Raw genomic sequence first — 13,381 nt, 5'->3', positions numbered from 1 at the left:
CCCTTTGCGGCGCTCATGACGCCAGCGTGGCCGCCGCGGGCGCGTCGCAGCCCGCGTCCAGCGCCGCCACGAACGCCTGCTGGTGCCCCTCGAGGGTGGCCCGATCGTAGAGCGACGGGTGCCCGTCGAGCGTGAAGTGGATGTCGTCTCCCCAGCTCGAGAAAGCGAAGGAGAGGTCTTCCACCGGGCCGGACGCGACGTTGGTCACGGTCGCCTTGAGCTCGGGGCCGAAGTCGAGCGGCGCGCTGAACGGGATGACGTTCACCTCGGGGCCGAACAGGCGCTTGTGATCCATGTCGCGCCAGAGGTGCAGGTAATGGTACCGCTGGTGGGCGCGCAGGCCGTCGAAGGCGCGCCGCGCGCGCTGCGCGAGCTCGGGGAGGGCGGCGTCCGGATCGACGCGGACCCGGACGGGGATCATGTTCATGGCCATGCACGGCACGTTGAGCGCGGCGCTGCCCATCCGCTGCATCACCGGGACGCCGAGGAGCACGTCGCGCTCCCCGGTCAGGCGCGCGTGGAACGCCGCCACCATGCCGAAGAGCAGGTTGGGCCAGCTGGTCTTGAGCTCGATCGCCCGCCTCTTGAGCTTCGCGCCGAGCCGCGCGGGCAGCGCCGTGCTCGCGCGGTTCCCCCGCAGGAGGCCCAGCTCCTCGAACAGCACCGGCGGCAGGTCGAGCCCGTCGTAAACGCGCATGAGCGCCTCGCGGTCCCGCGCGACCTGCGCGGAGCCCTGGTAGGCGACGTCCTCGGCGATCACCGGGGCGAACCCGGCGAACCGCGGGGAGAGCGGCCCGCCGCCCCCGAGCGCGCGGTAGTGCTCGGCGACCCGGCTCTTGCAGAGCTGGAAGCCGTAGCCGTCGAGGGTGATGTGGTGCGCGCGGAAGACCCAGAGGTGGTGATCGGGCGCGAGCCGGTAAATCGTCTGGTCGTAGAGCCGCCCCTCCTCGAGCGAAAAGGGCGCGTCGAGCCGCTCCAGGATCTCCCTGTCGGCCGCGCGCCGCGGGTCCTCCGCGCCGGTCAGATCGCGCAGCGCGACGGGGGGCTGCGCCGCCTCCCCGAGGCGCTGGCGGGGCTCGCCGTCCTGCTCGAAGAAGCGGATGTGCAGGGCCTCCGCCTCGCCCTGCATGGCGATGAGCGCCTGCCTGAGCCGATCGAGGTCGAGCGGCCCGCGCAGCTCGACGCGCTCCGCCGTGTTGTTGACGGTGCTCTGCGGATCCCTCTTGTGGTCGAGCCACATGGCCGCTTGCGCTTGGGTGAGGGGGTGACTGACGCTCATGGATTCAGGACCTCAGGACGCGGCTTCCACGAAGCGCGCGTGGCTCGTCGTTGTTGTCTTCACTCCGCCGCCGCGCGCCGCCGCCCCTCGCGGGGGCAGCGCGCGGCCTGCGCGCTCGCACGAGGGCCCGAGACGGCGCGCATCGGGCGACAGGGCTGACCGACGTGGCCTCGCCGCCCCGGAGACCGGTCCCGGCGCGCTCGCCCCGGAGCGGTGAACCGGCACTCGGTGGAATACTCGAACATGAAAGTGAAAGCTGCTTTCAATTAGCTAGAGGATCGGGTAGATCCCGTCAAGCGGATTCGCTCGGAGCGGCGCATGGGCCGATTTTCGCGGGATCGCCGTGCGCCGGCCCGAGCGGGCCGCCTCGATGGGCGACCCAGGCCTCCAGGCGCCGCTTCCGCTGCGAGCGATTTTCGATTGACGAGCTGCCAAATTCCATGGTAGACGCTCGATTCGATTAAGTTGAAAGTCACTTTCATTATCATTTCTCGGATCGTCGTGGACGGGAAAGAGGGCCAGGGATGAACGACCTGACGCTGAAACGGGAGGCTCCGTCCGGCGGCCGGTGCGAGCGCTGCGGCGTCGCCGGCCATGGGGGGACCGAGGCCGTGCGCTGCGACTGCGGCAGCATGCTCGCGCGGCACGTGGCCGGCGGCATCGAGCTGAAGTGCCGGCGATGCAAGCGCGTCGTGGTCATCCCGATCGCGCCGGCGGGGGACGACGCGACGGCCGAGACCGAGGTCGAGCTCTGACCCATGCACGCCCGCAGCAGCGCCGAGATGCGAGCGCCGATCGCGGCCCCGCGGGCGAGCGCCGGGTCGACCCGGAGGCGGAACGCCGAGGGCGGCGCGGCGCACGGCCGTCCGGCGCGGCGGCCGGCGGCGATGCGGCGCGCCGGGTTGGAGAGGTGATGACCGGCGGACGCGCCTCCCGCCGCGGCGGGACGTTCTGGATCCTGGCCCTGCTCCTCTGCGGCACGCGCGCCGCCTCCGCGCAGGAGGCGCGGCCGCGCGACGAGGCGCCGCCGAGCGGGGAAGCGCGCGCCGAGGCGCCGCCGAGCGGGGAGGAGCGCGAGCGCGGCGCGGCGTCGGAGGGCGAGGCGGGGCGCGGGGCGCCGGGCGACGGCGCGGCGCTCGAGGCGCGCGCGCCCGAGCTCATCGAGCCCGTGGAGGCCGCGTATCCGGAGGAGGCGCGCGCGGCGGGCAAGGAGGCGAGCGTCGTCCTGAAGCTGACGATCGACGCGGCGGGGCGCGTCACGCAGGCGGACGTCGCGTCGCCCGCAGGTCACGGGTTCGACGAGGCCGCGCAGGAGGCGGCGCTGCGCTTCCGCTTCCGGCCCGCCCTGCGAGGCGGCCGGAGCGTCGCGGCGCGCATCCTCTACCGCTACGACTTCCGGCTGCCCGCGCCGCCCGCGGCGGCGGCGCCGATCGCATCGCCGCCCGCGGCGGCGATGGCGGCGCCAGCGACGTCCGCGGCAGCCACGCCCGCCGCCGCGAGCGTGGTCGGGCGGGTCCTCTGGTCAGGGCCCGGCGCCGAGCCCGTGGCCGGCGTCGAGGTCGCGGTGGCGTCGCCGGACGGCGCCGCGCGCCAGGTCGCGCGCACCGACGAGCACGGCCGCTTCCGGGTCGACGCGCTGGCGCCGGGCCCGTACGACGTCATCGCCGAGGTCGCGTTCGCGCAGCGGCTCCGCGTGCGCGTCGAGGCCGCCGGCGGGCGGGAGGCGGAGGCGACGCTGCGCCTCGTGCCCCTGGCCGCGGCCCCGCCGCTCGAGGTGAGCGTGCGCGGCGCCTCGGAGGCCGAGCGGCTGCGCCGATCTGCCGAGGCCGTGCGGGTCGTCGAGACCGCGCAGGCGCGGCGGCAGTCCGCGGATCTCGGCGAGGTGCTCGCCCGCTCCGAGGGCGTGAGCGTGCGCCGCGGCGGCGGGCTCGGCTCCGCCGCCCGCTTCTCGCTGAACGGCCTCACCGGCGACCAGATCCGCTTCTTCCTCGACGGCGTGCCGCTCGCGCTGGCGGGCTACTCGGCGGGGATCGCCAGCGTCCCGGTCAACCTCGTCGAGCGGGTCGAGATCTACCGCGGCGTCGTGCCCGTGCGCTTCGGCGCGGACGCGCTCGGCGGCGCGGTGAACCTCGTGACCGATCGCGAGACCCGCGGGACGGGCGGCTCGGCGTCTTACCAGGTCGGCTCCTTCGGCACGTACCGGGCGACCCTGAGCGCGCGCCACGCCGACGAGCCGAGCGGGCTGTTCGCGCGCGCGAGCGCCTTCGCCGACCACGCGCGGAACGACTACCCGATGCAGGACGTCGAGGTGGTGGCCGCGAACGGGCGCCTCACGCCCGCCGAGGTCCGCCGGTTCCACGACCGCTACCGCGCGGCCGGCGGCTCGATCGAGGGCGGGTGGCTCCGGCGGCCCTGGGCCGATCGGCTGCTCCTGCGGGCCTTCTACGCCGCGCACGACCGCGACGTGCAGCACAACCTGTACATGAAGGTGCCCTACGGCGAGGTCACCTACGGCAGGCAGGCCGGCGGCGGCCACGCGCGGTATGCGCAGCCGCTCTCGAAGAGCCTCCGGCTCGACGCCATGGCGGGGTACGCGCTCGCGCGCACCGTCTTCCGCGATCTCGGGACCTGCCGTTACGGCTGGCGAGGTCGCTGCATGGCGCCGCTCCCGCAGCGCGGGGAGATGGGCCGCGCGGCCGACCAGGCCGTCCTCCAGCACACGGCGTTCGCCACCGTGAGCCTGGCCTACCGCGCCGCGCCCGATCACCTCCTGCGCTTCGGGGTGTCGCCGACCTACGCGACCCGCACCGGGAAGAACAGCGCGATCCGCGACCGGTACGATCCGCTCACCGCGCGGCGGGCGGTGCTCGGCGGCGTGGCAGGCGTCGAGTACGAGGCGAAGGGGCTCGATGGCCGGCTCGCGAACATCGCCTTCGCCAAGGGCTATGCGCAGGTGATCGGGACCAGGGAGCTGCTCCCGAGCGGCGCCCTCCGCGATCTCGATCTGACGCGCCACAGGTTCGGGATCGGCGACAGCCTGCGCTTCCGCTTCACGGACGCGCTCTACGCGAAGGCCTCGTACGAGCTGGCCACCCGGCTGCCCAACGCGGAAGAGCTGTTCGGCGACGGCGGGGTCATCACCGACAGCCTGCACCTCGCGCCGGAGGTGAGCCACAACGTGAACGTCGGCGTGACCCTGGAGCGCGCGGAGACCGGCTTCGGGGAGCTCCGCTTCGACGTGAACGGCTTCGGCCGCTTCGCCGAGGATCTCATCCGGCTGGGCGGAGAGGCCAGCTACGCCAAGTACGAGAACTTCCCGTCGGCCCGGTCCGTGGGCTTCGAGTCGGCGATCGGGTGGACGTCCCCGGGGGAGTGGCTGGCCCTCGACGGTCAGCTCACATGGCAGGACTTCCGCAACACGACCGGCACAGGCCCGCTCGCCCGCTTCAAGGGCGAGCGCATGCTCAACCAGCCTTACCTGTTCGCCGACGCCTCCGCGCGCCTCACGTGGCCCGAGCCGTTCCACCCGCACGACGCGCTGTCGCTGACCTGGAGCACGCGTTACGTCGGCGAGTTCTTCCTCGGCTGGGAGAGCGCCGGGGACGAGAAGCACGCTTTCGAGCCGCAGCTCCTGCACGCGCTCACGCTCGCCTATGCGGTGCAGCGCGGCGGACGATCGGTGAGCGGTAGCCTCGAGGTCCACAACCTCACTGACGAAAAAGCCTTTGATTTCTTCGGTGTACAGCGTCCCGGTCGAGCGGCTTACGCCAAGCTCGTCCTCGATCTGTAACCACGTGATCGATCGAACCAAGGAGTGTTTTCCATGTCGCGTTCTCTGCGCCTGCTCACGCCGTTCCTGTTCACCCTGATCGTCCCTTGCCTCGCCGCGTGCGGCGACGATGAGAGCGACGGTGTCGGCGGCAACGGGGGTGACAGCGGCACCGGGGGCGAGGGCGGCGCCACGGGGGAGGTCATCGCGCTCACCACGCAGGTGTTCGGCGTCGAGGCGGCCGACACGCTGAGCTACATCCTCCTGACCGATACGCTCGACAGCGATCAGCCGCTGTCGCTCGACAGCGGCACCGAGATCCTGGGGCGCGGCATCGGCGCGGGCCCCGACGGCGGGGGCGCCCTGTTCGTGGCGAGCGACGCCGGGCCGACCGTGACCCGTTACGACCTCGGGGCGAACGGCAGCCTGAAGAAGGGCGCCACCGTGAGCTTCCAGGGCCAGGGGCTCGCGAAGATCGACGAGTACGGGGGGCAGTTCCAGTTCGTGTCGGAGACCAAGGCGTACTTCTTCGACGGGTACACCGCGCAGGTGGTGATCTGGAATCCGAAGGAGATGACGGTCACCGGCGCCATCCCGCTCGACGCGCTCGTGCTCGGGGACGCGACGCTGACGTTCACGGCGGCGCCCCTGCGCGTGGACGGCGCGGTGATCTCCTTCGCCGGCTGGAGGAACGGGCCCGAGGTGCCGAGCCAGGCCGGGATCGTCGTCGTGGACACGGCGACGGACGAGGCGACCGTGGTCACCGACGATCGGTGCGGCTACGTGCGCGACGGCGCGGTGGGGCCCGACGGCAAGATCTACATGGCCACCGAGGCGTACGGCGCCGCGGTGCACCGGCTCAACCCCGACAGCGCGGCGGCGCCGTGCATGCTGCGGTTCGACCTCGAGGCCGGGCAGTTCGACCCCGACTTCCACGTCGAGCTCGGCTCGCTGTTCGACGGCGACGCGGCCGGCTCGCTGATCGTCGGCTCCGGCGGCGAGGCGTACCTGCGCGTGCTCGACGAGGGCGCGTTCGCGATCAAGGAGGACACCCACCCGCGGGTGCTCGCGAGCGCCGCGGCGTGGCGGTGGGCCAGCGTCACCCTCGGCGACGCCCCGGAGGCCACGCTGCTCGACGCCGAGCCCACGAGCGGCAGCGTCGTGAGCGTGTCGCTCGGCGGCAAGAGCTTCGTGCTCCAGTTCCTCGGCCAGGACTCCACCACCTTCCGCGAGCTCGGCGGGGACGGCCCCGGCGAGGTGAGCCTGACCGCGCCCGGCGTCGTGTTCTCGGCCGCGAAGCTGCGATGATGCTGGCGCCCGATCGCGAAGGTGCGACGAGCGACGGCCCCGCGCGGGAGCCCCGCGCCCCGCAGGGCCGCCGCCCGCGGCCGCGGTACGGCGCCGCCATGAAGGTCGTGCGGCGCGCGCATATGTACCTCGGGCTGCTCGTGTTTCCCTGGATCCTGCTGTTCGGGATCAGCGGCGTGCTGTTCAACCACCCGCAGATCGGGCGCGACTTCGAGCGGCGGTCGATCTCGGCCGAGCAGGTGTCGGCGCTCACCGGGTTCACGCCGTGGGATCCCGACGCCGTGGCGCGCAAGGTCGTCGAGCAGCTCAACGCCGGCTCTCCGTCCCGCTACACGCTCGACGCGTCGACCCCCGGCGCGTTCTCGGGCTGGCCCGAGCTCATCGGCTCGACCAGCGAGGGGGGGCGCACCATGGTGCTCGTCCGCCTGGACGACGGCGCCGCGACGCTCTCCACGTTCCCGCCCGAGCCCGCGAAGGCCCCCGAGCCTCCCTTCGCCGGCGCGACGGTCGAGCTGCCCGAGCACCGGATGGCGGCCGTGGAGGCGCAGGTGAAGGATCTGCTGCCCAAGCTGGGCATCGACGGCGCGGGGCCGCTGCGCGCCCACCCGAAGGTCAGCCCCGAGCTGCGCTTTCGCATGCGCGACGCGGAAGGCCGCCTGTGGAACGTCACGTACGACCTGGGCGCGGGCCGCCTCGACGGGCGGCTCGACGGCGGCGCCGGACAGCCGCTCTTCGTGGAGCTGCTCGGGATGCTCCACAAGACACATCATTTCCCGGTGCACGGCGGCATGACCTGGATCTGGGCGCTGTTCGCGGACATCACCGGGATCACCCTGGTCCTCTGGGCGCTGACCGGCCTCGCGATGTGGTGGCAGATGAAGCCGTCCCGGGTCGTCGGCGCGGTCGCCGTCGCGGTCGCCATCGCCGTGGCCGCCGTGGTGATGAGCGGCACGGCGTCGGACATCGTGTTCGGCAAGGTCGAGAAGGGCGGGGCGTGAGCGCTAGAGGGTGAAGCTGCCCGAACAGCGCAGAACGTGAAACGGCCGAGACGCCAAGGACGCCAAGAGGGGATTCGCCTCGTGGCGTTCTTGGCGTCTCGGCGGTTCGTTCTTCGCCGGATCGACGTGCTCGGCGCGCTACGCGCCGAGCGTGGCGCCGCCGTCGACGCAGAGGTCGTGCATCGTGATGTGCCGCGCCTGATCCGAGGCGAGGAACAGCACCGCCGCGGCGACGTCCTCGGTCTCGGCGATCCGGTTCAGCGGGATCCCCAGCTTGAACGCCTCGGGGGAGCCGGCGATGACCGCGCGCGCCCCGCGCCCGTCGGTCCAGAGCGCGCGCTGCATCGGCGTGTCCGTCGAGCCCGGGGAGACCACGTTGCACCGGATATTGTATCTCGCGAGCTCCAGGCCGAGGCACTTCGTGAACATGGTCGTGGCCGCCTTCGAGGCGGCATAAGCGGCCATGTGCACCCGCGGGGTCCGCGCGGCGTTGGACCCGACCGTCACGATCGCCCCCGAAGCGCGCCCCGTCATGCGCCGCGCCACGGCCCGGCTCACGTTGACCACGCCCCGGGTGTTGACCGCGAAGGTCCGCTCCCAGTCGTCGTCGCTCAGCTCCAGGACCGGGCCGACGCGCAGGATGCCCGCCACGTTGACAAGGATGTCCAGCGGCCCGAGCTCCCGCTCGACCCGGTCCACGACCCTGTCGACGGCCTCGCCGTCCGACACATCCGCCGGGAACGCCGCGGCGCGGCGGCCGCCCGCCGTCAGATCGGCGACCACGGCGGCGAGGCGCTCCCGGTTCGCGTCGAGCGCCGCCACGGCCGCGCCCCGCGCCGCGAGGGCCCGCGCGACGGCCTCGCCGATCCCCTGGGCGGCGCCCGTGACGAGCGCGACCTTGTGCTTGAAGTCCATCTCCATATCTCTCGCTCTCCGTCAGGTGGGGTCGAGCTCATCCATGAACCGATGGCGCTCCTCGTGATACGCCTCCTCGGCGCGATCGGCCTTCCAGTACGGCACGGCGTACATCGCGTCGCGCCCGAGGCCGCGCTCGTTCCGCAGGTGGTCGCGGATCGCGCGGACCGACGACGCCTCGCCGGCGACCCAGGCGAAGGCCCGGCCCGGCGGCCACTCGAAGGCGCGCACCGCGTCCTCCAGCTCGGGGCCGGGCGCGTGCTTTCCGCCGAGCGGTAACCAGGTCAGCGCGACGGCCGGCGGACACGCGATCGGCTGCACGTCGGCCGCGTCCGGGACCGCGATGAAGGCGTGTCCGCGCGCCGTCGCCGGCAGGGCCTCCAGCAGCGCGCCGATCGCCGGAAGCGCGGCGAGATCGCCGGCCAGGAGGTACCAGTCGGCGGGCCTCAGCATCGGATCCGGGCCGCTGGGCCCGGCGACGCCGACCCGACCGCCCGGCTCGACCCGGCGGGCCCAGCGCGACGCGGGGCCGTCGTCCCCGTGCAGCACGAAGTCGACCTCCAGCTCGCCCGCCCGCGCGTCGTACCGGCGCACCGAGTACGTGCGCGTGATCGGCCGCCGCGGCGCGGGAGGCCAGACCGGGCCGTCCGGACCGAGCGTGGGCAGCTCCGGCGCCGACTGGCCGTCCCGCGGGAGGAACACCTTGATGTGCGCGCCGCCGGAGCCCGCAGGGAACCCCGCGAGCGCCTCGCCGCCGAGGGTGATCCGCCGCAGATGAGGCGTGATCGAGGTCGCGCGCAGCACCTCGAGGAGACGCGGCGGCGTGCGCGTTGCCGCCCCTTGCGGGGGAGTCGCGGTGTGGCTCATGGTGAGTCCGGGCTCGTCGACGCACGGTGACGCGGGCGTCAGCCGGCGGCCTCCTGGCTGAGCGCCTCTCCGCCCTGCCGGTGGGCGTGCCGGCTCTCGCGCGGCAGCCGGGTCGACAGGAGCTCCCACCACTGCGCCAGCGTCTCTAGCTCGCCGAGCTCCACGAACGTCACGTCGAGCCCCGCGGCGCGCCATCGCTCGACGAGGGTCATGAGGCGGATGGAGTCGAGCCCCAGGTCGAGCACGTGCTCGCGATCCGAGAGCGCCGAGGCGGGCTGATCGAGGATCTCGGCGACGTCGCCGCGCAGGCGATCGAGCCAGGCCGCCCGGCCCTGCGCCCGCCCGAGCGGCGCCGCCTCGCGCGGCGCGGCGCCCGCGTCGTCCCGGGGCGCGAGCGCGGCCACGACGGCGCTGGTCGGCAGCGCGACGCCGCACCGCTGCGCCACGTAGGCGATGGCCATCTCGTGCTGCGCCCGGGAGAAATCGGCGGTCGCGTCGGTCACGAAGAACGGCTGGATGTCGTTCATGAACGCCTCGCACGCGGTCATCAGGCACCCGATATGGGCGTAGATCCCGCACACGATCAGCTGATCGCGCCCCCACCGGCGCAGGAGGTCGAGGAGCTCGGTGCGCTGGAAGGCGCTGTAACGCCACTTGGTGAGGACCGTATCGGCGCTCCCCGGCGCGAGATCGCTCACGATCGCCTCCTTGTGCGGGTGCTGCGTCAGCCCGGGCCCCCAGAGATCGAGCAGCAGGCCGCGCTGCGCCCTCGTTTGCTCGGCGGGCTGCTTCGTGTAGACGACCGGGATCCCGCTCGCCGCGCACCGCTCGCGGAGCAGGCGGGTGTTGGCGAGCAGCTCGACGACCGGCGGCGCCTTGGCGTCGTAGTAGCCGAGAAAGTAGTCCTGCATGTCGTGGATCAAGAGGACCGCGCGCCTCGGATCCGGCCGCCAGGGCACCCGGCTCTCCGGGAGCTCGTCGACGCGCGGCATGGAATAGGTCTGGATGCTGGGGATGGCCATGGTTGTTCCTCTCTCACGTGGTCACAGCGTTTCATCTCGGCGGCTCGAGCGACGCGCCGTCGCCCCGCCGCCCCGGCCCGCGCCGCGCTTCAGCGCGCGGCGCCCTGCGCGAGCCGATCGGCGATCCACTTGCGGAGCGCCTTCTTGTCCACCTTGCCGACGCTCGTCGTCGGGAGCGTGTCGAGCCACTCGATGCGATCGGGCACCTTGTACGGGGCGACCCCGCGCTCGCGCAGGAAGGCGTTGATCTCGCGCGCGGCCGGCGGCTGCCCGCGGGGCACGAGGAACGCGCACGACCGCTCGCCGAGCCGCTCGTCCGGCATGGCCACGAGCGCCGCGTCGCGCACCGCCGGGTGGGCGAGGACGTGGTTCTCGACCTCCTCGGCCGCGATCTTCTCGCCGCCGCGGTTGATCTGGTCCTTTGCGCGGCCCTCGACGACCAGGTAGCCCGACGGCGTGCGCCGCACGAGATCGCCCGTGCGGTAGAAGCCGTCGCGCGTGAACGCCTTCGCGTTGTGCGCGTCTGCCTTGTAATAGCCGCGGATCGTGTAAGGCCCGCGCGTGAGCAGGTGACCGACCTGCCCGTCCTCGACGTCGCGGTCCTCGTCGTCCACGACGCGGACCTCGTCGTGGGGCGAGATGGGCCGGCCCTGGGTCTCACTCGTGATCTCCTCGGGATCGTCGAGGCGGGTGTAGTTGACCAGCCCCTCGGCCATCCCGAACACCTGTTGCAGGGCGCAGCCCAGCGTCGGCCGCACCCGGCGCGCCACCTCCGCGGCGAGCTTGGCGCCGCCCACCTGGAGCACCTTCAAGCTCGACAGGTCGTGCCGCGTCGTCCGGGCCGACTCCAGCCACAGCGCGGCGAGCGGCGGCACGAGCGCGGTGATCGTGACCTTCTCCCGCTCGATCCACGGGAACGCCTCGTCCGGGCTGGGACGGCGGCTGAGCACCACGCGGCCGCCGGCGCAGAGCGCGCCGAGGCTCCCCGGCGAGCTCAGGGTGAAGTTGTGCGCGACGGGCAGGACGGCCAGGTACACGCTGCCCGCGTCGAGCGCGCAGATCTCCGCGCTGGCCCGCACGCTGTAGAGATAATCGTCGTGCGTCCGCGGGATCAGCTTGGGCACTCCGGTGCTCCCGCCGGACAGCTGGAAGAAGGCCACGTCGCCCGCCGCGGGCCTCGGCAGCTCCACGGGCTCGGCGTACACGCCCTCGAGCGCGGTGTGCTCGCCGGGCTGGCCGGCCACGAGGACGTGCTTCAAGGTCTTCACGTCCCGCCGGACCTGACTCGCCAGCTCCCGGTAATCGAACCCGCCGTCCCGGTCGGCGACGACGTAGGCGACCGCCTCCGTGTGCTCGCAGAAATACGTGATCTCGGCGCGCCGGTGGGCGGGCAGGGCGAGGACGGGGAGGGCGCCGAGGCGGAACAGCGCAAAGCACACCTCGAAGAACTCCACGATGTTCGGGAGCTGGACCACCACGCGATCCCGCGGCTGGATCCCGAGGCGCAGGAGGCCCGCGGCGAGGCGGTCGGCGCGCCGATCGAGCTCGCCGTAGCTCAGCCGGCGGTCGTCGCCGACGAGGGCGATCCGGTGCGGGTGCCGCGCGGCCCGCTCGCGGAGCAGGTCCCCGAACGTCTCGCCGCGCCAGTAGCCTTCGCGCCGGTAGAGCTCGGCCACCTCGGGCGGCCAAGGGGTCCAGCCGGAGAGCGCCTGTCGGCTTTCGTCGGCGGGCATCACCCGATCTCCGGCGCCTGGTCGAGGCCGAGCGCGTTGAGCATCGTGCGGAGCTTGGCGGACGTCTCGTCGAGCTCGCGCTGGCCTTCGGAGCCGACGACGATCCCGGCACCGGCGTAGAGCCGGAGCGCCCGCCCGGCGACGTCGGCGCAGCGGATGACGACGGCCCACTCGCCGTCTCCGGCGGCGTCGCACCAGCCCACGAGGCCCGTGAAGAACCCGCGATCGAAGGGCTCGAGCGCCTCGATGGCGGCGCGGGCGCGCTCGGTGGGGTATCCGCACACCGCGGGGGTCGGGTGCAGCGCGGCGGCGAGCCTCATCGAGGAGATCGAGAGATCGCGGAGCTCGCCCGTGAGCCGGCTGGACAGGTGCCACAGGTTCGCCGTCTGCGTGAGCGACGGCTCCTCGGGGACGCTCAGGTGCCTGCAGAACGGCCGGAGCGCGGCGGCGACGGCGTCGACCACGATCGCGTGCTCGTGCCGGTCCTTCTCGGACGCGAGCAGGGCGATGGCGCGCCGCCGGTCCTCGTCCGGATCCGGGCTGCGGATCGCGGAGCCGGCCAGCGGGTTGGCGACCACCCGGAGCCCGGAGCGGGACAGGAGCAGCTCGGGGCTCGCGCCGATCAGCGTCCGCGGCCGCGAGCTCGGGCCGCGCTCCGAGCCGGACAGGCCCGCCATCGGATCGGAGAGGTTGGCGGCGAAGGTGTAGCCGCTCCGGTTCTGCTGCGAGAGGCGCTGCAGGACGGCGCGGAGGTCGACCGCCTCTCGCAGCGTCATCTCCAGCATCCTGGAGAGGACCACCTTGCTCAGCGCCTCGTTCCGCATCAGGCCCACGGCCAGCTCGACGCCGCGCACGTAATCGCGGGGCTCGGGGACCTTCCGCAGCGTCTGGAGGGAGGCCTGCGGCTGGGGCCTGAGCGCGTCGGCCGCGGCGCTCAGCGGCCCGGCGCTCTGGATCGTCTTCGGCACGATGAGGTGCGCGGGCGAGGTGCTGTTGAACGGCACCGCGCCGACCGCCATGGGGACGCCGTGGCCCGCCCGCCCCTGCGCCGCGAGCACCCGGGTGATGCGGTCCGAGAGGCGCTCGCCGCGGTCGGTGCCGATCGTCTCGAGGATCATGTCGTGCACGCCCTGCGCGAGGAGCGTGCGCGTCGGCGACGCGAAGAAGAACGCCGATTCAGGGGTGTATTGCTTGAGGATCTGCCCGGCGTTCGACAAGGGATGAGCGACGGCAGCCGGCATCGAGAAGGAATTCATCGAACACTCCTTGAAAGGTGTGGAATCGGGGGGCGCCCGCGGCGCGGCGCGCGCGCCAGGGCGCGTGTCCGTCACCGCGCGACGGCGGCAGCGCTCTCGGCGCTAGCGCGGGGGCGCGCGGTGGCCCGCGCGCCCGGGACACGGCGCGCCGCGCGTCTCATGGCACCGAGCTGCGGGGCGCTGGACCATCGAGGCGAGCGCGGCGGGGGCGCGCCGGCTCCTCGAGGCGAGCGC

10 protein-coding genes are annotated in these 13,381 nt (G+C 73.3%); 4 read left to right on the top strand and 6 right to left on the bottom strand.

Annotated elements, in window-relative coordinates; translation table 11 throughout:
* Positions 1–13: 13 nt before the first annotated feature.
* Positions 14–1,279, bottom strand: a complete 1,266-nt coding sequence (locus WMF33_RS23325; RefSeq protein WP_437339186.1) for a condensation domain-containing protein — start codon at positions 1,277–1,279, stop codon at positions 14–16.
* A 524-nt stretch (positions 1,280–1,803) separates the two neighbouring features.
* Here WMF33_RS23325 and WMF33_RS23320 point away from each other — a divergent pair.
* The 4 genes from WMF33_RS23320 to WMF33_RS23305 all read left to right on the top strand — a co-directional run bounded on the left by WMF33_RS23320 (position 1,804) and on the right by WMF33_RS23305 (position 7,354).
* The gene (locus tag WMF33_RS23320; protein WP_437339185.1) at positions 1,804–2,034 is read left to right on the top strand and encodes a hypothetical protein; all 231 of its coding nucleotides are present in this window, start codon (positions 1,804–1,806) and stop codon (positions 2,032–2,034) included.
* Between the two features lie 158 nt (positions 2,035–2,192).
* Positions 2,193–5,069 (top strand): TonB-dependent siderophore myxochelin receptor MxcH, encoded by a 2,877-nt coding sequence (mxcH, locus tag WMF33_RS23315; protein WP_437339184.1) that lies wholly within the window; start codon positions 2,193–2,195, stop codon positions 5,067–5,069.
* A gap of 33 nt (positions 5,070–5,102) precedes the next feature.
* Complete coding sequence (locus tag WMF33_RS23310; RefSeq protein WP_437339183.1) at positions 5,103–6,356, top strand: hypothetical protein; 1,254 nt, start codon at positions 5,103–5,105, stop codon at positions 6,354–6,356.
* The gene (locus WMF33_RS23305) at positions 6,356–7,354 is read left to right on the top strand and encodes a PepSY domain-containing protein (RefSeq protein WP_437339182.1); all 999 of its coding nucleotides are present in this window, start codon (positions 6,356–6,358) and stop codon (positions 7,352–7,354) included. The genes WMF33_RS23310 and WMF33_RS23305 overlap by 1 nt, the downstream gene beginning before the upstream one ends.
* Positions 7,355–7,492: 138 nt before the next feature.
* Here the strand turns inward: WMF33_RS23305 and WMF33_RS23300 are convergent, their stop codons facing one another.
* The 5 genes from WMF33_RS23300 to dhbC all read right to left on the bottom strand — a co-directional run bounded on the left by WMF33_RS23300 (position 7,493) and on the right by dhbC (position 13,147).
* Positions 7,493–8,269, bottom strand: a complete 777-nt coding sequence (locus WMF33_RS23300) for a 2,3-dihydro-2,3-dihydroxybenzoate dehydrogenase (RefSeq protein ID WP_437339181.1) — start codon at positions 8,267–8,269, stop codon at positions 7,493–7,495.
* A 21-nt stretch (positions 8,270–8,290) separates the two neighbouring features.
* Positions 8,291–9,136 (bottom strand): siderophore-interacting protein, encoded by an 846-nt coding sequence (locus WMF33_RS23295; protein ID WP_437339180.1) that lies wholly within the window; start codon positions 9,134–9,136, stop codon positions 8,291–8,293.
* A 38-nt stretch (positions 9,137–9,174) separates the two neighbouring features.
* Positions 9,175–10,158 carry an isochorismatase family protein gene (locus WMF33_RS23290; RefSeq protein WP_437339179.1) on the bottom strand — a complete coding sequence of 328 codons (984 nt, stop codon included), beginning with the start codon at positions 10,156–10,158 and terminating at the stop codon, positions 9,175–9,177.
* Positions 10,159–10,247: 89 nt separating this feature from the next.
* The gene (locus WMF33_RS23285) at positions 10,248–11,891 is read right to left on the bottom strand and encodes a (2,3-dihydroxybenzoyl)adenylate synthase (protein WP_437339178.1); all 1,644 of its coding nucleotides are present in this window, start codon (positions 11,889–11,891) and stop codon (positions 10,248–10,250) included.
* Positions 11,891–13,147: an isochorismate synthase DhbC gene (dhbC, locus tag WMF33_RS23280; RefSeq protein WP_437339177.1), complete on the bottom strand. Its 1,257-nt coding sequence runs from the start codon at positions 13,145–13,147 to the stop codon at positions 11,891–11,893. The genes WMF33_RS23285 and dhbC overlap by 1 nt, the downstream gene beginning before the upstream one ends.
* Positions 13,148–13,381: the final 234 nt, after the last annotated feature.

The sequence above is a fragment of the Sorangium sp. So ce394 genome (genome assembly GCF_051474665.1).
Classification (GTDB): Bacteria; Myxococcota_A; Polyangia; order Polyangiales; family Polyangiaceae; genus Sorangium; species Sorangium cellulosum_D.
The sequence above is the reverse complement of the archived record's forward strand: the minus strand, read 5'-3'. Positions and strand labels throughout refer to the sequence as shown.